At 59.4% G+C, this 22,634-nt stretch carries 9 protein-coding genes and 1 pseudogene; 9 read left to right on the top strand and 1 reads right to left on the bottom strand.

Annotated elements, in window-relative coordinates; genetic code table 11:
- The first annotated feature begins 16 nt into the window (after nt 1-16).
- Both mdeB and JFT91_RS18225 read left to right on the top strand, forming a co-directional pair.
- A complete protein-coding gene (gene mdeB, locus JFT91_RS18220; protein ID WP_201233395.1) occupies nt 17-2,680 on the top strand; it encodes an alpha-ketoglutarate dehydrogenase in 2,664 nt (887 codons plus the stop codon).
- Between the two features lie 210 nt (nt 2,681-2,890).
- Entirely contained in the window at nt 2,891-3,991 is a 1,101-nt protein-coding gene (locus tag JFT91_RS18225; RefSeq protein ID WP_201233396.1) for an alkene reductase, read from the top strand.
- A 46-nt stretch (nt 3,992-4,037) separates the two neighbouring features.
- Here JFT91_RS18225 and JFT91_RS18230 read toward each other — a convergent pair whose 3' ends face one another.
- The gene (locus JFT91_RS18230) at nt 4,038-4,922 is read right to left on the bottom strand and encodes a LysR family transcriptional regulator (RefSeq protein WP_201233397.1); all 885 of its coding nucleotides are present in this window, start codon (nt 4,920-4,922) and stop codon (nt 4,038-4,040) included.
- A 377-nt stretch (nt 4,923-5,299) separates the two neighbouring features.
- Here JFT91_RS18230 and JFT91_RS18235 point away from each other — a divergent pair.
- The 7 genes and pseudogenes from JFT91_RS18235 to JFT91_RS18265 all read left to right on the top strand — a co-directional run bounded on the left by JFT91_RS18235 (nt 5,300) and on the right by JFT91_RS18265 (nt 22,623).
- A pseudogene (locus JFT91_RS18235) lies at nt 5,300-7,422 on the top strand (type I secretion system permease/ATPase).
- Nucleotides 7,422-8,807, top strand: coding sequence for an HlyD family type I secretion periplasmic adaptor subunit (locus tag JFT91_RS18240; protein ID WP_242489308.1), 1,386 nt, complete (start codon nt 7,422-7,424; stop codon nt 8,805-8,807). The pseudogene JFT91_RS18235 and the gene JFT91_RS18240 overlap by 1 nt, the downstream one beginning before the upstream one ends.
- Before the next feature lie 2 nt (nt 8,808-8,809).
- A complete protein-coding gene (locus JFT91_RS18245) occupies nt 8,810-10,951 on the top strand; it encodes a type I secretion system permease/ATPase (RefSeq protein WP_201233399.1) in 2,142 nt (713 codons plus the stop codon).
- An 82-nt stretch (nt 10,952-11,033) separates the two neighbouring features.
- Entirely contained in the window at nt 11,034-11,687 is a 654-nt protein-coding gene (locus tag JFT91_RS18250) for an anthrax toxin-like adenylyl cyclase domain-containing protein (protein WP_201233400.1), read from the top strand.
- Between the two features lie 113 nt (nt 11,688-11,800).
- Nucleotides 11,801-20,557: a TcdA/TcdB pore-forming domain-containing protein gene (locus JFT91_RS18260; protein ID WP_242489309.1), complete on the top strand. Its 8,757-nt coding sequence runs from the start codon at nt 11,801-11,803 to the stop codon at nt 20,555-20,557.
- Between the two features lie 20 nt (nt 20,558-20,577).
- Complete coding sequence (locus tag JFT91_RS29695; protein WP_242489310.1) at nt 20,578-21,114, top strand: hypothetical protein; 537 nt, start codon at nt 20,578-20,580, stop codon at nt 21,112-21,114.
- An 87-nt stretch (nt 21,115-21,201) separates the two neighbouring features.
- A complete protein-coding gene (locus JFT91_RS18265) occupies nt 21,202-22,623 on the top strand; it encodes a TolC family outer membrane protein (RefSeq protein ID WP_201233401.1) in 1,422 nt (473 codons plus the stop codon).
- Nucleotides 22,624-22,634: the final 11 nt, after the last annotated feature.

A 22,634-nucleotide genomic window follows, 5' to 3' on the forward strand; every position in this document is an offset into this window, starting at 1 on the left:
TTCGGGGTGTTCTGCAATGAAAGAGTCAGTGCCACGGCCAAATCATTTACTGCCGGTTCCGCAAGACAGCGACGAGATCGAAACCAGCGAATGGCTGGAAGCCCTGACCGGTGTTGCGCGGGTCGGTGGCAAGGCGCGTGTGCGGTACTTGCTTCAGCGTTTGGCCGAGCAGGCTGATCGGTTGGGCGTACAGAGTGCCACGAGCGCCTACTCGCTCTACCAGAACACCCTGGGGATTGAGCAACAGCCCGACTATCCCGGCGATCTGGTGATGGAGGAGCGCATCACATCGATCATCCGCTGGAACGCCTTGGCAATGGTGGCGAAAGCCAACAAGGCCTACGGCGAGTTGGGCGGGCATATCGCGAGTTTTGCCTCGGCCGCCGAGATATTCGAGGTCGGTTTCAACCACTTTTTCCGGGCAGACAGTGAGGCCGGGCGCGGTGATCTGGTGTACTTCCAGGCCCATTCGGCGCCGGGCGTGTATGCGCGGGCATTTCTCGAAGGGCGCTTGCAGGAAGCGCAATTGCAGCGTTACCGGCAAGAAGTGGATGGCGGTGGCTTGTGCTCCTATCCGCACCCTTGGCTGATGCCGGACTTCTGGCAGTTTCCCACCGGTTCGATGGGCATCGGTCCGATCAATGCGATTTACCAGGCGCGCTTCCTGCGTTACCTGCAACATCGCTCGATTGCGACGACGCAAGGGCGGCATGTCTGGGGCGTGTTCGGCGATGGCGAGATGGACGAGCCAGAATCGATTGCCGCGCTGTCGCTGGCGGCGCGGGAAAATCTGGACAACGTCACCTTTGTGATCAACTGCAATCTGCAACGCCTCGATGGCCCGGTCCGGGGCAACGGGCAAATCGTTCAGGAACTGGCGGCGCTGTTCAGTGGTGCCGGCTGGAACGTGATCAAAGTGTTGTGGGGTTCCGAGTGGGACCCATTATTCGCGCGCGATGAGGGGCATGCGCTGTTACGCCACTTCGCCGCCATGGTGGACGGCGAGTATCAGAATCTGGGCGCCAATGACGGTGAATACAACCTCAGTCATTTCTTCAATCAGGACCCGCAATTGCAGGCGCTGGTGGCGCACATGAGCCCGCAACAGATCGATGCGTTGCGCAGGGGCGGTCACGACTTTCGCAAACTGCACGCGGCTTTTTCGGCGGCAAAACAGCAAAAGGGCAGGCCGACCGTCATTCTGGCGAAAACCAAGAAAGGTTTCGGTATGGGCCGGATCGGCGAGTCGCGCAACACGTCTCACCAGCAGAAAAAACTCGATGTCGAAGCGCTCAAGGCGTTTCGTGATCGCTTTGCCTTGCCGCTGGACGACCAGGCTGTGGAAGAAATGCGTTTCTACCGGCCTGCCGACGACAGCCCTGAGTTGCGTTACCTGCATCAGCAGCGACAGGCATTGGGCGGCTATTTGCCCAAACGCAACAGCCGCGCCGCCGCCATCAGCGTTCCGCCACTCGACAGCTACGCGCGCTTCGCACTCACGCCGGATGATCGGGAAAACTCCACGACCATGGCGGTCGTACGCCTGTTCACCCACCTGCTCAAGGACAAACAACTGGGGCCGCGGATCGTCCCGATCGTTGCTGATGAAGCACGCACTTTCGGCATGGCCAACCTGTTTCGGCAGATCGGCATCTACTCCTCCGTGGGGCAGTTGTACGAGCCGGAAGATGCCGGCGCATTGCTCTACTACAAGGAGGCTGCCGACGGGCAACTGCTGGAAGAGGGTATTACCGAAGCCGGGGCGATTTCGTCCTGGGTCGCTGCGGCCACGTCGTACAGCGTCAGCGGCGAGGCAATGCTGCCGTTCTACATCTACTACTCGATGTTCGGTTTCCAGCGCGTCGGTGATCTGATCTGGGCTGCGGCGGATCAACGCGCCCGGGGCTTCCTGATCGGGGCAACGTCCGGACGTACGACCCTCGCCGGCGAAGGTCTGCAACATCAGGACGGCTCCAGCCAATTGATTGCCGCCACCGTCCCCAACTGCCGCGCCTACGATCCGGCCTTCGCCAGTGAGGCGGCGGTGATCATCGACCATGGCAGCCGGCGCATGCTGGAGGAGCAGCAGGACGAGTTCTATTACCTGACCGTGACCAACGAAAACTACGTACAGGCGCCACTTGAACCTGCGCAATACGACGACGTCATTCGCGGGATGCGCCTGTACGCCCGTCATGGGGCTACCCCGGCGACGGTACGTTTGCTGGGTTCGGGGGCGATCTTGCGTGAGGTGATTGCGGCCGCGCAGATGCTTGAGGATGAATGGCAGGTCAGCAGTGAAGTCTGGAGCGTCAGCAGTTTTTCCGAACTGGCCCGTGATGCCCGCGAAGTGCAGCGCCGGCAACTGTTTGCCGGGCACTGCCAGACGCAAAGCCATCTGCAACGCTGCCTGCCCGGCAGCGCGCCGATTGTGGCGGCCAGCGACTACGTCCGCGCCTATGCGCAACTGGTGGCGCCATATCTGGAGGCACCGTATGTGGCGCTGGGCACCGATGGTTTCGGCCGCAGCGACACGCGCTCGGCGTTGCGCGGGTTCTTTGAGGTGGATCGTTTGCACATTGTGCTGGCGGCGCTGGCTTCGCTTGATCCGCAGACCCACGCCCGGGCGCTGGAGAAGTACGGCATTGATGCACACGATGAGGCGCCCTGGAATCGTTGAGTCTTGGTGTCGCAAGGGCTTTTGCAGGTCATCTGCGGTGTGTTGGCGTACGCAGAGTGGCCTGTTCAGCCCGGAGCAGGATCGGCCTACCAGCGTATCGATTATCCGGATTGACCGTAATATGTTTCCCGGTCGGGGCCGATTATCAGAAATCTCCAAAGGGCTATTCTGCGCCCGGAAGATCCACTGAATCTCTACGAGGAGACGCTCATGTCCAAACTCTTTAGTCCCGGCGCGGTTGGTAAGTTACGTACCCCGAATCGCGTGGTCATGGCCCCCATGACCCGCTCCCGCAGCACTCAGCCTGGCGATGTTCCGAATGCCATGAACGCGATCTATTACGCTCAGCGGGCATCGGCGGCGTTCATTGTCAGTGAAGCCACGCAAATCTCTCCGCAGGGAAAAGGCTATTCCTTTACCCCGGGAATCTACAGCGACGAACAGGTAGCAGGCTGGCGTCTGGTGACCGATGCGGTGCATGCCGCGGGTGGACGTATTTTTCTGCAACTGTGGCACGTGGGGCGCATGTCGCACCCCGATTTCCATAACGGCGAGCTACCAGTTGCGCCTTCTGCAATCCCGTTCGACGGCAGCATCTGGAAAGTCGACCCGTCGACGGGTGCAGGCAGTATGGTCAAATGCCCTACGCCACGTGCGCTGAGCCGCGACGAGATTCACGACATCGTCAACGACTACCGCAAAGCCGCCCGCAACGCCATGACGGCAGGTTTCGACGGAGTGGAAGTTCATGGCGCCAATGGCTATCTGATTGATCAGTTCCTGCGTAGCACCTCCAACCTGCGTACGGATGAGTACGGCGGTTCGCGCAAAAACCGCCTGCGCTTTCTTAAAGAGGTCATGGATGCGGTGATCGATGAGGTCGGTGCCGATCGCACGGCGATTCGCGTGGCTCCGTTTCTGACGGCACGAGGCATGGAGTGTCCGGACATTCTGCCGACGATTCTGGAAGCGGCCACCTATTTGCAGGAAAAAGGCATTGCGTATCTGCATCTGGTCGAAGCGGACTGGGATGATGCGCCGGTATTTCCCGAGGCGTTCCGGCGGGCGGTGCGCGAGCATTTTCACAACGCCATTGTGGTGGCCGGCAAGTACGACCTGGAACAGGCCGACTGGATGTTGAGTAAGGGCTATGCCGACTTTGTCGCTTTCGGCCGCAAATTCGTCGCCAACCCGGATCTGCCTCTGAGACTGGAGAAGGGTTATCCATTAGCCGATCTGGAAGGTGCCGAGCTGTTTGGTGGCACCGAACGTGGTTACTCCGATTTTCCTGCCTGGTCTCAGCACGGCTGAGCCAAAAGGCTCAGAAAACCCAGCCACAAATCTCCTTGAATCGGGCTCAAGTCGCCAGCTTCAAGGAGATTTCGTCCATCAGCAATTTGACCCGCCGTGGCAGTGCATGGCTGGAAGGGTAGACAATTTGCAAGTCCACCCCTTGCAGTGAATAGGCCTCCAGCACCTCGATCAGTCGACCCGCTTTCAAGTCATCGCGCACGTCGATGTACGACTTGATACAGATACCATGACCGGCCAGACACCACTGCCGCACTTGATCGCCGTCATTGGCGATGCGCCGGCCCGACACCCGGACCTTGAAAGAACGACCATTGGCGCGGAACTGCCATTCGCGATGAATGTTGCTGCCAAAGCGCATCAGAATGCATTGCTGCTGCGCCAACTCCGATGGGTGTTGTGGCGTGCCATGAACACTCAGATAGGCCGGTGATGCACAGACAACGCGCCGTCCTTCGCTGAGCTTTCGCACACGCAGCGTACTGTCGGACAACGCGCCATAACGAATGGCAAAGTCGATGCCCTGGCCAGCAAGATCGAGGTAACCGTCAGTCAAGTTCAGGTCAAGGCTGACGTCAGGATTTTCTTCGAGAAATTGATCCAGAATGGGCACGAGACGATTTCGCCCCAGGTCAACCGGTGCACTCAGCCGTATCAGGCCGGAAATGCGTTCTGTGCCCAGTTTGATATTGCTCTCGATGTCTTCAGCGTCCGCCAGTAGTCGACGCGCACCCTCCACCAGAAGCCGTCCTTCATCCGTCAAGCTGATCGACCGGGTGGTACGGGTGAGCAATGTCGCCCCGTAATGCTTCTCCAAAGCCCCGAGTCGCTCCGAGACTGATGTCGGCGAAAGCCCTACCTCACGGCCTGCGGCCGACAGGCCACCTTTCTCGACAATCAACAAAAACAGCGCCAGATTTTCGAAGAGCATTATTCGGATTTCCCTGAATGCGATTGCGCTTTTCGCTGGATTCTACGCCATCTGAATCAGCGATAGCGTTCCTCCATTGTCTGGCTGGCGAGGGTTTCTCCAGGCCAAAGACATTCCTCAGCGTGTGAATAACCAGCCGTGGCACGAGGAGCGGCAGAGGGGCGCAATGCACCTGGCAGAGGCTCGTTATCAATTTTTCCTTAACAGTTATCAACTGGGCCGCTGATTATCAATTTGCAGTCGCTGCCACATGATCGGGTTATGCCAGCCCCATCAAGGAAAGCGAGTTTTATGCGAAGCGCTCGTCACACCACACCGTACCGCGCGCCATCGAGCGCCCTGCGATGACGCAGATCTTTGTGACCGAAACTCCTTTTATGGAGCGGCCTGTCGCCAGCCAGGCCGAAGCGATCATGACGGACTCGGCACTCGGCTGTTGCCGACTGTTGTTGCAGCTGAGTCAGCGCCATGAGGCGGATGTCGAGGCCGGACGGTTTCAGACTGACCTGCGCACCGCCGTTAGAGCCTACGGCACCGCCAATGACATTGACCTGCGTCTTGAGCGCCTGTCCTTGCGCAAGTTGACCCCCAAAATGCTGCCACTGGCCTGGCGAAACGAGGCCGGAGACTTTGCGGTGTTGGCCCGACTCTCCGAGACCCAGGCCTTGATCCAGTCTCCCTCGGCCGACACCCCGCAGGTGATCGAGCGCGAGCAACTGGCAGCGCAGTGGAGCGCGCAAGTGATCCGCGTGCGCCAGGGCGGACTGCGTTTCGATCTGTCCTGGTTTGTCCCTGAGTTATTGCGCCATCGGCGAGTGCTGGGCGAAGTGTTGCTGTGCTCTTTGCTGTTGCAAGTACTGGCGCTGGCCACACCGTTGTTTTTTCAGGCGGTGATGGACAAGGTTATGGTCCACCGGGCGCTGGCCACTCTGGATGTACTGGTGGTGACGCTGGTGGTCGTGGGCGTATTCGAAGTCCTGCTCAAGGGGCTGCGCGAATACTTGTCGGCGCATACCGCCAACCGCATCGACATTGGCCTCGGGGTCAAACTGTTCCGCCATCTGCTGGGCTTGCCGCTGCTGTATTTCAAGCAACGGCAGGTGGGCGCGATTATCACCCGGGTGCAGGAGCTGGACAGCATTCGCGAGTTCCTCACCGGCTCCTTGCTGACCCTGTGTGTCGACGTCGCGTTCACCCTGGTGTTCTTCGCGGTGATGGCGTGGATCTCCTGGCCGCTGACACTTTTGGTGCTGGCGACGTTGCCGGTGTATTTCCTGTTGGCTTGGGCCAGCAGCGGGCCGCTGGAAAAACGTATCGAACGGCAATTCCAGAGTGCTGCGCGCAACACAGCCTTTCTCAATGAAACCGTCAGCAGCAGCGAAACGATCAAGAGCCTCGCGGTAGAACCCCGGATGCAACGGCGCTGGGAGGCGCAGACCGCCGAGATGGTCGAGGCCGGGTTTGCCAGCCAATCGCTGGGCAGCGCGATCAGTCAGAGCGTGACGCTGCTGCAGAAGCTCACGGCCGTTGCCGTGATCTGTTGGGGGCACACAAAGTGATCGGCCTGGAGCTGACGCTGGGCCAGTTGATCGCCTTCAACATGATGCTGTCCCACGTCAGTCAGCCGCTGGCCAAGCTGATTGATGTCTGGCAGCAATTCGTCCAGGTGCGGGTGTCGGTGGACAAGTTGGGGGACATGCTCAACCTGCCGGTGGAGCAAAGCCACGGCCAGCAACGCCCGGTCGCGGCGCTGCGCGGTGAAGTGCGTATCGAGCAATTGGCCTTCCGCTATCGCCCCGACCTCGATCTGGTGCTGCAGAATCTGGATCTGTACATCGCCCCCGGGCAGACCCTCGGCATCGTCGGGCCTTCCGGCTCGGGGAAAAGCACGCTCACGCGCTTGTTGCAGAAACTCTATGTGCCCGACGCAGGGCGCATCTTGATCGATGGTCAGCCGCTGCAAAAGCTGGAGCCGGGTTGGCTACGCAGCCAGATCGGCGTGGTGTTGCAGGAAAACTACCTGTTCAACCGCAGCGTGCGGCAAAACATCGCTCTGCGCCATCCGACCGCCAGCCTGGAAGACGTCATCGAGGCTGCGCGCCTGGCCGGCGCTCACGAATTCATCCTGCAATTACCCCTGGGTTACGACACGGTGCTGGCCGAGGCGGGCAGTTCGCTGTCCGGCGGCCAGCGTCAGCGCATGGCCATTGCCCGAGCGTTGATGGGCGATCCGCGACTCCTGATTTTCGATGAGGCCACCAGCGCCCTCGACGATGAATCCCAAGCCCTGATCCAAGACAATATGGCGCGGATCGCCGAGGGCCGCACGGTGATCATCATCGCGCACCGGCTGTCGGCGGTGCGTCACTGCCAACGCATCATTGCGCTGGAACAGGGGCAAATCAGCGAGTCCGGCAGCCACGTCGAACTCCTCGCCAACGGTGGTTGTTATGCACGGCTTTGGGCTTTGCAGCAGGCGCTGCTCAAGGAGGATGCATGATGGCCGGCTCTACACTCAAAGCCCTGCGACAAGCGTGGCGAGCATTACGCGCAGCCCCTGCCGTGCTCAAGCGCAGCAGGGACGAATATGAGTTTCAGCCCGGCTATCTGGAGATCGTCGAGCGGCCACCGGCCCCGTGGGCGCGGGCCACAGCCTTGTTGCTGATAGCGTCGGTCCTGCTGGCATTGGGCTGGGCAATTCTCGGGTTTCTCGATATCCACGCCAGCAGCACCGGCCGGCTGATGGTCTCCAGTTACACCAAAGTGATTCAGGCCCACGAGGCCGGCGAAGTCAGCGCGATCCACGTGCGAGACGGGCAACGCGTCAAAGCCGGCGAGCCTTTGGTGGCGCTGAACCCGATTGGCGTCGATGCCGAGTTGGGCGAGTTGCAGGCCCAGTTGGCCTTCAAGCTGCTGGAGCGGGCGCGGGCGCAGGCGTTATTGAACAACGACCCGCTGGGCAGTTATCAGCCGCCTGCTGGCTTGAATCCAGAGCAGGTGGCGACGGCAAGGGCGCAGCTGGCGAGCACCTGGCGCGAGATCAGCGCCAACCTCGACAGCCTGCGCGCCGAGATCAGTATCAATCACGCCAATCAGCGCGCACGCAGTGTGGAGATTGCCGCCCTGGGGAAACTCGCGAGCAATATTCGCCAACGCTTGAACGCCCGGCGGGCGATGGCGGCGGAGCAACTGATGCCGCAGGTCGAATTGCTTGAGCAGGAAAAAGAACAGTTGGAAGTCGAGCGCTCGCTGGCCCAGCAAAACGCCGAACTCCAGGTGCTCAAGGCTGAGGCACAGAACCGAGTCGAACAACGCGACAGCTTCCTCGCCAGGACCCAGCGCGAGCAGCACGATCTGCTCAACAGTACCCATCAGGACATCGCCGTACTCGAGCAGCAACTGATTCGTGGCCGTGACCGGCAACGCCTGCAAACCTTGCTGGCGCCAGTGGACGGAGTGGTCCAGCAACTGGCGGTGCACACCCTCGGTGGCGCGGTGCAACCGGCCCAGCAACTGCTGGTGATCGTGCCCGAAGGCGCCGAGCTGGATGCCGAGGTCATGGTGCTGAACAAGGACGTCGGCTTTGTCCGCGCCGGGCAACCGGTGGAGGTCAAGATTGATACTTTTCCCTATACCCGCTACGGCACTTTGCGCGGCACTGTCAGCCACGTCTCTGGTGACGCAATCAAGGACGAACAGCAGGGCCTGGTGTTTCCTGCACGCATCCGCCTGGACCGTGCCGCCATCGCCGTAGGTCAGGAATGGCTGACGTTGCAGGCGGGCATGAGTGTCACCGCAGAGATCCGCACCGGCGACCGCCGGGTGATCGACTACTTGCTCAGTCCCATCCAGCAGTATCAATCCGAAGCGTTGCGGGAGCGTTGAGCATGACTGATGCCTTTGCAGTTACGCCCGACCAGGCTCCGCTACTCCTCGATACCGGCTTGCAGGCCCTGGCATGGGCCGCGCGGCACTTTGATCTGAATATCAGCGTGGCGCAGTTGAGTCATCGCCTGGGACGTATTGAAGGTACGGCCGATCGCCTTGATCTGTGCCGCTGCGCCGGCTGGGTCGGCCTGCGGGCGCGCACCGTGCACAGCACGGCCCAGCGTCTGGAACATCTACCGCTACCGGCGCTGCTGGAAACCGTTCACGGCTGGGCAGTGCTCAACAGCATCGAAGAGGACCAGGTCGATATTTACTGGCCACTGGAAGATCGTTGCCAGACGCTACCCCGCGAAATGCTGAGGTCTGTCTGGCACGGCCAGACTCTGCTTTTGGCCGAGCGCCACACGGGCCTGAAGCCTCCGGCATTCAGCATTGCCTGGTTCCTGCCATCGATCCTCAAGCACCTGCGTCAGTTTCGCAGCGTGTTGCTTGTCTCGCTGATGTTGCAACTGGTCGCGCTGGTCACGCCGATGCTGTTCGAGAACATCATCGACCGCGTCCTGGTCAGTCGCGGTCTGTCCAGTTTGCAGGTGCTGGGTATTGCCCTGCTGGCGTTGGCGATATTCGAGCCGCTCTATGGCTTCATACGTTCGTGGTTGTTTTCCAACCTGGCCAGCAAGGTCAATGCCGAACTGTCGGCACGCCTGTATCAGCACTTGGTGCAGTTGCCGTTGGGCTATTTCCAGCAACGCCAGACGGGCGAGATCATCGCTCGCGTCGGTGAGATGCAGCAAATCCGTCAGTTCCTCACTGGCTCGGCGCTGACTCTGGTACTGGACCTGGCGTTCTGCGGGTTGTTTATCGGCGTGATGTACAGCTACGCGCCGACGCTGACCTGGGTGGTCGTCGGCTCCCTTGCGTTGTATTTCCTGTTCTGGTTGTGCGTGGGGCCGTTGCTGCGCAGTCGGGCGCTGCGCGAATACGAGCTGGGTGCTGATAACACGGCTTTTCTGACCGAGGCCGTGACGGGCATCGAGACCATCAAAACCGGCGCCACCGAAGGGTTGTTCCAACAGCAGTGGCAACGCCAGTTGGCCGCTTACGTGCGCGCTGCTTTCTCGACCCGTCTGGTCGGAATCTGGGCGGGGCAGGGCATTGGCCTGATCCAGAAACTCACTTCGGCAATCTTGCTGTGGTGGGGCGTGACCCTGGTGATGGACGGGCAGATAACCCCGGGCCAACTGGTGGCGTTCAATATGCTCGCCGGTCATGTGGTGGAACCGATCCTTCGTCTGGCTCAGGTCTGGCAGGACTTCCAGCACACCCTGATTTCGCTGCGGCGCTTGGGCGACATCCTTGAAACCGAGTGCGAAAGCGGCAGCGGTGGTCTGGCCTCGGTGCCGGCATTGGCGGGGAGCATGAGCTTTCAAGGCGTGCGCTTTCGCTATGACGAAGACGGCCAGGAAATACTGCGCAATCTCAATCTGGACATCCAGCCCGGGGAATTTGTCGGCATCACCGGCCCCTCGGGTTCCGGCAAATCGACCCTGACCCGCTTGTTGCAACGCCTCTATGTGCCACAGCACGGCCGCGTGCTGGTGGATGGCATCGACCTGGCCATCGCCGACCCCGTGGCGCTACGTCGCAACATGAGCGTGGTGCTGCAGGAAAGCGTGCTGTTCGCCGGCAGCATCGCCGAAAACATCCGGCTCTGTCGGCCACAAGCCACGGATGCCGAGGTGCACGAAGCGGCGGCTCTGGCCGGTGCTGATGAGTTTATCCAGGCCCTGGGCCAGGGCTATGACACCCAGGTCGGCGAGCGCGGCGGCCAGCTTTCCGGTGGTCAGCGCCAGCGCATCGCTCTGGCCCGAGCCCTGCTGACCCAGCCGGCCATTCTGTTGCTCGACGAAGCCACCAGCGCTTTGGACTACGAGTCCGAAGCCGCGGTCATGGCTAACCTGCACCGCATCGCCCAGGGCCGCACGGTGATCAGCGTTGCCCATCGCCTCAATACCTTGCGCCACGCCTCGCGAATTCTGGTGATCGACAAAGGCCAGGTGGTGGAGCAGGGCAGTCATGAACAGTTGCTCGACCTGGACGGGGTGTATGCCCGGCAGTGGGCATTGCAGATGAAGGATTGACGAAAAGACTGTCGGCGCCAAGGACGATTGAAAGCGCCACTTATTTTTATTCGGACGAAGAGAAGGTAACGGGGTGAATACTATGAAGTTCAATCAAGAAGGTATTAAAGCCGACCAGGCATCAGGCGTTCCACAAGCACTGGTGGACGAATATAAAACCATCGCCAAAAACAATAAAACCATCTTGTTGTTCAGACTGGTCAATCCGTTTTCCACCGGGCTGATCAGTGAGGGGAGCAGCACCAAAAACCTCCAGGTTCACGCGAAGTCTGCCGATTGGGGGCCACAGTCTGGCTATATTCCCGCGGATCCGTCGTTGTCCAAGCTCTGGGACGGCATTACCGCCGTATTTGAAAAGGCGAAAGCTGATGTCAGCCACAGCCTTGAGCTGGGGTATACATCGCCGCAGTTGAAGTTGAGTGAGCAGCGATTTCAATTTCTGCTGCAATCCAGGCTGATCAGCACGATCAAACCGGATGGCACTTTTTCAGTGTTCGGAAAAGGAGAGGGCGCTTTTGAGTTTCGTGCGGTCGCCGAGGGCAGTCATTACGCTATCAGTTACCGACGCCCGGGTGAGTCTGCCTACACAGCGCTGCGCATACTGGCAGACCGCAAAGGTAGCCCGTTGACGGCGGACATCGATATGTTTGCCATTGTTCCGCACTTGTCGAACTTCGCCGATCCCGTGTCCTCCGGGGCCACCGTGGTTGAAGCTGGGCAAAAAAATCTTCGGTGATGTGGAGCAAAGCGGTGGAAGGCGCATTGAGAAGCCTCGGCGCTGCTGAGCGTCGGACCACTCATGACATGCTCGGAACCATCAGCGACTTTGAGCTCAATATCCGATACCTGATGAATGACGCTGCCCTGTCATTGGGCATGAAAGAGGTCGTCAATCATGGCACCGAGCAAGATAATCCGTATCCCGAAAAAGACGAATTCATTTACGGGATCGATCCGGGAGGGGCGTCGTTCATCGCCACGCGAGCGCAATTAAAAGACTATATCGCCGAGCAACGCAGAGAGGGTTTTGTCTTTCATGAAAACCGCAAGTACTCCGCAACCGCCTTGCAGATTATCCAGGACGCCGCGACTGATCAGTCGAAGTTGATTACATCGCAGGTTGTTCCAAAAATGCAGGCCAGGCGCCTGGCCTCTTATCTGAACGAACTAAAAGCGGTGTTTTCGCCCTCGGGCACCTTCCCTGATCGCAAATCCCTGGATCGCGGCCCTGTCGGACGGCTCAGTGAACGCTTTGAGGTGATTGGCGAGGTGCATGATCTGCTGAGCAAGCACCTGCTCGAAAGCGGTGTGACTCCAGCAGCGAATGCCGGGCGGCTCACCAGAAGTGAACTCGACGCATTGAATCTCGGCGGGTTGGAAAAGGCCCTTGTCGAACGTGTCAGCGCGATGCCGTTACCCGCCGGTACCACGTTGACTCAAAGCCAGATCGCGCGAATCGCGAACCTCGCGGTCGACGGCATTATTCGACAGAACTTCCGCAAGCTCACGGAATTGATGACCTATCTTGGATCACTGGATTTTCCCTTTGAATCAGGAATGAATACTGACCTGCTGCTGGCGTCCGGTGGCGCGGTAAATGCGCAGTATCAGGCGGCGTTGAATGAGCGGATGGCGGCAGAAGGCAAGCCGCTGGTAGCGACGCCGAATGATATGGCGGCTATTGGTTTCGTGCAGAAAATAGCAGAGAGCCTGACCCAGGCTGTCAATGCCCCAGCGTCTGCTACAAACGAGGCGATCAAGAAAGCCACGAGTCAAGGGCATCGGGACATGGAGGGTTATTTGCGCTCGGTGAGTGCGACCTTCGCTGCTGATGCTTACGGCACCGTCTATGTGGCGCCAGATGCCGGGGGCAAGTTCGACGGCACTTTCTGGAATGCCGATCTACCGATGTTGCGTGCCTTGCAGAAGTCGGGGCTGATCGGCGACATCAGGGTTTTGCATGAACCGGCTGATACATATCACGGCAAACAGCTCAAGGATGTCGGATCGCTGCTGACCGCACAGGATACCGAGTTACAGGTCAATTCCAGGAGTCTGGTAGAACCGGTGTATCTGGAGGTGCTCGCCGGCATGCACAAACGATGGGTTCAAGGCGAACCCATGGCTGACCTGATCAGTTTGCATGGCGAAGTGAAAGGTTATATCGACCTTAATCCGAAATCCGCACGTAATAAGGCATTGCACCTGCTGCTCGAGCAAACGGGGAACAAGCTGCTGGAACTCGATGCCATGGATCGCATGGATGCGGGTAGCCGAGTTAAAGCGGCCAAGGCTAACCGCTTGGGTGAATCGCAAATCTGGAGCCGTGAACAACTGACTGCTCATACAGCGGTTTTTGGCAAGACACGGGAGGAATCCTACCTGCGCATTCTGTCGCTGCTCGATGCATGGCAAGGCCACCGGCAGTCTGACTCATTCCCGATCCAGGCTGACAAAAACGGCGAGTTCGTCGCTTATTTGCCTTTTAAAGGCGACGTTATAGACCAGTACTCAAATCAGATTGCAAGCAAACCGGCTTTCGAAATGTTGCGCGGCATGTGGTCCGATATCGAGGTAATCAACGATGCCGCCGCTGGCAAAGCCACGTTCAAGTTCAAGACAGGCGCGCAGACCGAGATCACGTTCAGTCCCGCCAACACGCTGGCACAGGCGTTTGCCCAGCAAAAGCAATTGGCGAATCTGCAAATTATCCTGTTCATGAGCTTCAAGTCGGAGACCATGCCCGCGCAAATCGCGATCCAGGGCGATCAGATTACTGCCAGCAAAAACATCGGCGATACGCCCACGGTCATCTCCAAAGCTCAGAATGACGGCTCATGGAGCACGCCGACGAGCGAAGCGCTGCTGGCGGTAAGGCGTGATGCCCCCGCGAGTTCAACGCCTGTGGTGTCAAGCCGGTACGTCGACCGTTGGGCTACGCCTGTGGTTCAAGGCAACCCGGAAGGCAGCGATAGCCAGTACGCGGCGCAAATCATTGTTCAGACCCAGAATGACGAACCCGTGGCTCGCGCTGCTGTCCGTTTGGCGGGCAAGCACCCTGACAGCTCTTTGGTGATACAACTTGATGCCGATGGCAATATGCGGCTGGTCTACGGTGATCCAGCGATCTTCCAGAAGCTTGGCGCAATCGACAGAGTGCGCTGGCAGATTGTCGGACACGGTGAGGGGCCGGTCGGCGCGCGCACGCTCGGTGATCTGGATGCTGCCCAGTGGTCACAGCACATTCGCCGTTTTCAGCAAAGCCTTTACGACGAATACAGCATCAGTTCGGTGCCGGCGCGGATCAGCCTTGTCGGTTGCGCGGTCGAAGACGCGGACCTGCTCGGTGGTTTTGGGCACAAGCTGGTGGAAGCCTTGCAAATCCCGGGTCTCGAAATATCGGCCCGCAGTGCCAACGTCGTTGTCCAGGCAAACGGAATCAAGACCACCAGGGATGCCAACGACGAGTTGAGGCATAAAGACCCTAGGCATAAGGTCGTGCTGGAATGGAGCCAGGACCAAGGCGTGACCGAGGTTTTCGAGGCGCTGCCCTCACGGGCACTGCTGGGGCGCGATGGTATCGACGTAGGGGCCTTGCTCGACGACCTGCGGCTGGGTCGGGTTGCATTGGAGCAGTTGGGGGCAGCGCAGAATTATGTCCTGACGCTGCTGTTCCCCGGGGACAATGACGAATTGGATCAGGCGCAATTGCGTAGCGTTCTGGAAGATGCAAGTACCTTTAAAATCTTGCAGGACCTGCTGGCCCGGATGTTCAAAAACCCTGGTAGCAAGGTTGATCCGGCCAGCGTGGATGCCGCTGATCTGGTCCGCCAGGCTTTCGATATCAATGGGCAAATCAATGCCGGATCGGCGAGTGCGCGCGGCGATTTGGGCGGTCGTGCAGGCAGCATCGATATCCGTCAGTTCGCCGCCAACCCCGCGCTCTTTGCCAAGACCCATGCCCTGAGTGTCGAGACGCTGGTCAGCGCAGGACGGTTGCCGGACCAGGCTTTTGCCAAGTTGATCAAGATGAACGCCGGTGTGTACGAGGTCGAATACACCGCGACCAGTGGCCCTGACACCGTGCCGGCTTACTTCCTTGGTTACAACGGCCCCAATCAGGGCAACGCGTCGCCGGCCTACATCGATATCCCCAAACAGGCCGCAGCCGGGAGCTTTCTGTTCACCGGTACGTTGTCAGGCTGCTCGCTGGTGGTGACCAGCCTGGATGCCAATACTTTCCGGGTCTACCACGATGGCCGGGTCAACAGTTCCGTGCTCTACGACAATGTGGTGATGTCGGTGGACTGGAACGACTACCGGATCGGCGCTACGGCGGAAGGGATCGCTGCGGCGTACCTGCAGTTCGTCGATGGTCAATGGCAGTTGGCGGTCCAGCGCCAGGCGTATCACGGCACTGACAGGGCCCTCTCGCCAACACTGCGGGTCATGGAAGAACCGCTGTCGATCCAGCACGCCGATAGCCAGATCGGGCCGCGCAAACTGGCCGAATTCACTGACTATCGCGAACAGGTACACCAGCGACTGAAGAAACTGGCCGGCCAGTTCGCTGTGTCTGCCGACGGCGTCACGGACGGTGTATACAGCGGGGGAGCGTTCTCTTACGACCATCCGGCAATTGCCGCATGGACTGCCTTGCGTCGTGAGGTCAATCGTAAGTATTTGCTTGAGATCGACCAATTGAAGGCTCAGCGCGACGAGCTTTATAAACAGCGCAGTACCGCGTCGCGGCCACAATTGATCGATCAACAGATCAAGCAGAACCTCCTTACCCATGAATATTACAAGGCGCAGTTCGACACGGTCTTGCGTGAGAGCGGTTCGGTCGACCGAAGCTGGCTATGGACGCAGATCAAGGCCAAGGAGGGAATGCCTGGCGTCCTCCGTTTTGACGATACCGACCTGCGGGGTGGAGACCAGGATGCTACCAGCAGCCTGGGCGAGCGCTATGCAAACGTCGAGGCGTACCAGCGAGGCGCATTGGACGTTGAGTTCATGCAGGGATTACGCGCTTTTCGCGACATCAGTATTCCTGGCGTAACCCAGAAAATGTCGGCGCTGGACCTGAAACAGCTGTTTCTCGAGGGGCAACTCACCGCGCAACAACGGGGAGCCTTGAGCGCTCGCATCGAAGAAATCAGTCAGGCCGAAAACATTGAAAAGATACTGAAACGTGCAGCATTGCTGAGTGAGGGCTTAAAGCACGCGGGAAGTACGTTCAGTCAACTGGCCCCGCAGGATTTCTTTCTGTCACTGGTCGGTGATGGGTTCGGTGGCCGCTGCTATCCATTGGTCAGGGCGATGGCGGTGGCACTGGCCGACGCTGGCTCTACAGGCATCAACAGTCTGGTGCAAAAACTTTTCCTGGCGGCCGCGGAGCCGCAAGCAGGGAGTTCGACGTTGCTCAAGAACAGTCTGGTCAGGCTGCATTCCAATGGTGATACGGTGCAGGCGTCTACAACGATCGGCAAACTGAATTTGGCCGATGTGGTCGGGCGTCTCAAAGGGGCGACCGGTACCTCGACATTTGCCCTCAATACCCGCAATCACTCAATGCTGGTAGCGAGCACGGTTATGGCCAAGGGCCGTCGCTATTATTTCTATGATCCAAACGTCGGGATCTTTGCCTATGACGATACAGCCAGCTTTCTCAAGGCAATGGAGCAGCATCTGGTAGGCCGAGGGCTGGCAGATTTTTACGGCGCATTCGGCAGCAAGCAGTCTCCGGAATTCAATCTGGTTCAGATCGATGCCGACAAGATGGCCAAAGTCCAGGTAGGTAATGGCCTGGAAGTGGCCGACCTGAGCCGTCCAGGCGAACTGGCGACACTGATCGATCAGCGTCGGCAAGTGCAGGAAACCGTAAGCGTCCAGTCACGAATTGCCGAAGATATGCAGTTGCGCGGTAGCCTGGTGACCCTTGATGTTGAGCAATGGGGCGCCAGATTTGCCGAGTCCAGCACGCGGCTTGCGACGGAAAATGGCCTTGACCCGCGCTGGATGCCGGTCATCGCCACGACCGAGGACCAGGGTGCAGGCAATTATCGGGTGCAATTCATCAACCGTGATCAGCCGGAGCAGAGCCGCTGGCTGAACACCCGGGATTCGAACTTTACCGAATTTCGTCGTTTTATCGATGTACACACCGCTACTTTGGGCAAGCACTTCACCCTCGAGCGTGGGCAGATGCGGCCTCGGGGCAGCGTGGCTGAGGCCGGTTCGATTGATGGCCTTAACGCCGGATTTGCCTTGCAGACACTGATCCAGTGGTTCGCCGACAAGCAGCGTGACGCCAGCGCCCGTGGTGTCGATTCGACTGATCTGGCAACTGCACTGAAGATCCATGGCTACCTCAATATGGTCCAGATGGGCCATGGGGTTTTGCAGGACGTGGGCAAGGTCACCGCGCTGGTACGCACCGCGCTGCGTGGCGAAGTTGTCGCCGGCGAGGCCACTCTCAAGGACTTCGCGTCGACGCTGGGCCACACCGTCAGTGAAGGGGCTGGCGTGATCTTTGGCGGCGGTATGGTGATCCTCGACGCCTATGAGTTGGCCCATGCTGAAAATGAAACCCAGAAGGCAGTGTTCGGCACTCAACTGACCTTTGATTCGGCGAGCTTCATCACCGGTGCCGCAGGTGTCGGTGCGGGGATGCTGGGCGCCACGACGGCAGGTGCCTTGCTGGGCGGGGCCGGAGTGATCGTTGGTGGGCTAGCTGTAGGTTTTACCGCATTGGCTCAGGCCTTTGGGCCGGTCGCCGAGGATGCCAAGGCGGTGGGGCGTTACTTCAATACGGTCGACGATGCCTACAAGGGCCATGGCTACCGCTATGATCAAGCGCATAAAGTGTTGGTGCCACTGCCCGGGGCGGTGGTCAAGACGCTCGACCTGCAACGCAACCAGATCAGCTTCGACAGTCAGTACATCTACCGCACCCATTCCGGCCCGAGCGGCTCTGGCGAAATCAATTATTTCGTGTGGGCCGGCGATTATCCGGTAATGGTCCGAGACCGCAATCAAGCAATCGAAATACGCAGCGGAATCGGCTACCGGGATGCAACCTACACACTCGACCACGGCGAGAGCAACGTGGTGATTCTCCCAAGTACGCCCAAGTCCTACATCAGCTATGAATACGAGCAGTTGCCTTTTGTGACCGCTCGCCACGATGCTGGTTTCGATGTGATCCGACGCCTTGAGCGCGACAAACGTTTCGACTATGACTTCTACATTTTTCCTGCCGAGCGGACGATCCGCAAAATTTCTCAAGAATATGTAGCGACCTCAGTCGAGGTGAAACTTGATCAGCGTAACCGGCAATTGATCGTGCCCGAGTTGCCCAAAGAGCTTCACGGTTTCATGAGCTACGAGATCAAGGGTGCGGGCGGCGAGTATCTGGTGAGCCTCAAGGAAGGCGCATGGTTGAAACTCACGAGCGAGACGCCGGCTTTCGATCCGAATATCAAGGTCGAGATCCATCAACTCGATAGCACGGTGGGGGGCGGTGTTCCATACAGCCTGGTGGGCAACACGCCTTCGCGCTGGATCATCGACACTAGCCGACTCGCTGGAGGCAACATTCAGGTCCTGCGGGATCGGCTGGTGATCGGTGGAGTCAGTGTTCTGCTGGACCCGGCCACTAATGGACGGATACTGCTGGTCAATGGCAAGGGTGAAGTGCGTGAAGTCGATTTCACCGACCTGAGTGCTCGCGTGGTGTCCGAGGATGCGAGCAAGTGGCAAGCACCCGGCCAGGGAATCGAAAAACATCTGAAGGATCTGGCCAGCGCGCATCAGTTACATGGGCAGTATGTGGTAGTCGAAAACTACCAGCACAACGGGCGCAATCTTGGACGCGCTTACTACGACGTTGCCAAAGACCGCATGATGTTCACCGACACCTCCGAAGTGAAGGCCGGGAAGGCTCAGCTCGGCGCGGTGATAGGAGACTACGCCTACTTCCACGATGACGAGAACGCAGCGGCATGGCGCGTCGATATCGCCAGTGGCAAGGTCGACGCGCAGTACACACCATGGTTCAACGACAGCGTGGGCAAGATCAGTCGATTGTGGGCGGAGGGCGGAGAGGTCTATCTGGCGCGTCGGTATCAGATGAAAGACGGCCAGGGCGAACTCAGTTACCGCCTCGTCGGTGATCGTATGGAACTGGTCAGCGCTGTCGGCGACGATGCTTTGCTCAAACTGTTGGCGCGTACCCGTCAGCATGGCGATGCATTCATGAACTTGCTGCAAGGCTACGAAAGCTTCAGCACGCAGCGCGAAACTCCGGTTTACAAGGTCGGTGAGCGGCTCATTCATCCGGTTCCCGCCGCCCTGGTCACGGTGTTTGGAACCGATGCGGCGGGGGTGGCGCATCGTTATTGGATACGCACCGCCGATGGCATGCTGATCAAGCCGAATCTGGCACCGCCGGCGGATCAGGTTCTGCGTTTTGAAGCGCACGAGAGCACCCGCAGCGCCTGGACAATTCCGGCTGATCTGGTATTCGCGGGCAGTATTCCTCAGCCTGACGGGCAGGAAGTGTTTTTCTTCTACAGCAAGGCGCAAAAGGTCCTGTTCCGCCAGAACGGAGCAGGCCAGGCGATTCTCGATGCCAGTCATCCAACTGCCTTGCGCATGGATACTCCGGAGCTGGCGAACGTGTTGGCGCTGGAAGGCCAACTGCTTGCGGTCACTGTGGATGGGCGTGTGGCCCGGCTTGATGCGCGGGGCTCGCTGAACTACGAAGCTGTCAATGAGCATTGGCTCAAAGGGCGTCCGACGTGGTGGCTGGACTTGCCCAAGGTCTCCGGCACTGACGCCACCCTGGCCGTTTTCGGGGTCAAGGACCGCGACGGCCAAAGCGCGCTGTCGGTGTGGTACCACAGTGGTCGTGTGGTGGTGGCTGCGTCGTCATTGCAGGGCAAGCCATTGCAATTTGTCGGCTTTGAAGACGATGGGGTCACGGCACGGCTGTTCGAACCCGGCAGCGGCAAACTTTATCTCCAGCCCTCCATGGCGGCGGATACGTTGGCCACGGCATTCGGCAACGATGCAGTGCTGGACGCAGCGGCGAAAACGCCTGTCGCGAGCGAACTGACACCGACGATGCAGCTCAAGTCAGTGCTGCAAGTCGAGAACGGTTTGCGTCTGACAACGCACAGCGGCGAGATTTTGTTGCGCACCAACAAGGGCAACTTACAGCTGGTGGCAGTCGATGAAAAATGGCAGCAGGACAACCTGCCACGCTTGCCAAAAGCCCTCGCCGAGTTGGCCGGGCAGTGGCGGGCGAAGGGCGTGCTGACCTTGCAGGGCAAGGCAAGTCGAGGCTGGTTCGATATCGACAGTGGCCAGATGTTCTCCGGCAATGGCATCGCGGCCACGGACAACCTTGATTTTGTCGGGGTGGGCAAAGGCGAGCAGGCGGCCTATGTGTACAGTTCGACCGCCCAGGTTCTTTATCGGGTCAACAGCGAGGGCGCGCAGGCCTGGAATCACTTCACCGGGGTCGACCGTACCGATTCCTCCCTGTTGCTCCAGGGCACGGGGGGGCAAGCGGCACAGACGAACTGGCACCACCGCTGATTACCGGGATCGATACGCTGGTGCTCCATGGTGGCGGTGGTCACGATACTTACCGCCTGAGCCAGAAGGCGTGGGGGCACTACCGAACCATCGTCATCGACAATGAAGACTCGGGCCTGGCGCTGGACCGCCTGATTCTGCCGCCGAACGTTTCGCCAGACATGCTGGTCAGCCGGCATGGCGACGACCTGATTCTGACTGACTCAGCGACGGGCACGGCACTGATGATCCGTAAGGTGCTCGGCGAGCAGGCAGCGGTGCATCGTCACCTGCAGATTGAACTGAAAAGCAACCGGGAGGTGATCGACATCAATTACCTGGCCAAGGACTTCGCTGGAAAGGAAAGTCTTCAGGACGGACTGGTCCAATTGTCCTGGAGCAAGCAGCAGTCCGCCAAGTCGTTAGATGAGGGGGTGGTTTTCGCACACACGAAGAGTCCGAATCTGGCCAAGTTGAGCGGCGTCATGGCGGCCTTCCCTGATGAGGGCGGTAGCCGCGAGAAACTGCCGATGAACCGCCAGAGTGTGCCAAGCGTTCTGGTGCCTTCGATGTCTTGATGGCGCAGAGGAGATGACAGGAGGAGCGCAATGCTCCTTCTGTCGCTGCGTACTTTCGATCCATTTTTTGCGGAACAACCCAGCACCATGAACCGATCAATAATTTTCTCACGGCAAGCCGTGGCCGGCTGGCTGCTGGTCGCTTGGCTGCCCGCCGCGCCAGCCATCGCCGCCGCCAGCGATCTCTGGCAGGTCTACCAGGATGCTCAACAGAACAACTCCGAACTGGCCGCAGCCCGTTTTGACCAGGCTGCCCGGTCCGAGGCTGTGCCCCAGGCAAGGGCCGCGTTGTTGCCGACATTTTCGGCTGGTGCGGAGATCAATAACAATGAGACCACACTGCAACAGCCTGCACAGCAGACCCGGCGCAGCGGTACCAGTTATCAAGCGACGCTGAATCAACCGCTGTTTCGCATTGATCGCTGGTTCAGCCTCAAGGCTGCCGAGGCGCAAAGTGAACAGGCATTGCTGGAGTTATCAGCGGCCGAGCAGAAGCTGATGCTCGACAGCGCTCAGGCTTATTTTGGCCTGCTCAAGGCGCAGGATGGTCTTGCCGCAAGCAAAGCCGAGGAGGCGGCGTTCAAGCGTCAACTCGAACAGGCTGACAGAGGGCTGCAATTGGGGGTGTCTGATCGCACCGATGTGCTGCAGGCCCAGGCCAGCCATGACACGGCACGGGCCAGTCGAATCGTCGCGCAGAAACAACTGGACGATGCCTTCGAAGCCCTGGATACCCTGAGCCACCAGCAATACCCGGCAATCCAGGGCGTGCGCCACGATATGCCAGTGTTGCTGCCCACACCCAACGATGCACGCGCCTGGGTCAACACCGCCATGCAACAAAACCTCACACTGCTGGCGAGCCGGCAGGCCCTGGAAGCCGCGCAGCAAACCCTGAGCGCGCGCAAGGGCGGGCATGCGCCTACCCTGGATGCGGTGCTGCGTTATCAGACCGGCGACAACGATAACCTCGGCTACGGTAACAGCAGCCTCAGAGGTGGCGGTTATGGCGGTGATGTCGAGCAGCGCTCGATCGGGCTGCAACTCAATATCCCGCTGTTCAGCGGTGGCCAGGTGAGTTCTCAGGTGCGCGAAGCGTATCACCGGCTGAACCAGCGCGATGCTCTCAACGATAACCTGCGTCGCCAGGTGGTCGAGCAGACCCGAAATCTGCACCGCGGTCTCAACAGCAGCGTCGAACAGATTCAGGCACGTCGCCAATCAATCATTTCCAACCAGGGCGCGGTGCTGGCCTCGCAGATGGGTTTCCAGGTCGGCACGCGCAATATCGTCGATGTGCTGGAGGCCCAGCGTCAGCTCTACAGCGCGGTGCGCGAGTACAACAACAGCCGATATGACTACATTCTCGATACACTGCGCCTGAAGCAGTCCGTCGGAACCTTGGCCCCTGAGGATCTTCGAGCGCTCTGCGACTACCTCAAGCCGGACTACGATCCGGATCGTGATTTCCTGCCACCGGAATTCCCCCGCCAATTGGCGAGACGCTGATCGAGGCGCAG

Source organism: Pseudomonas sp. TH08 (genome assembly GCF_016651275.1).
Classification (GTDB): domain Bacteria; phylum Pseudomonadota; class Gammaproteobacteria; order Pseudomonadales; family Pseudomonadaceae; genus Aquipseudomonas.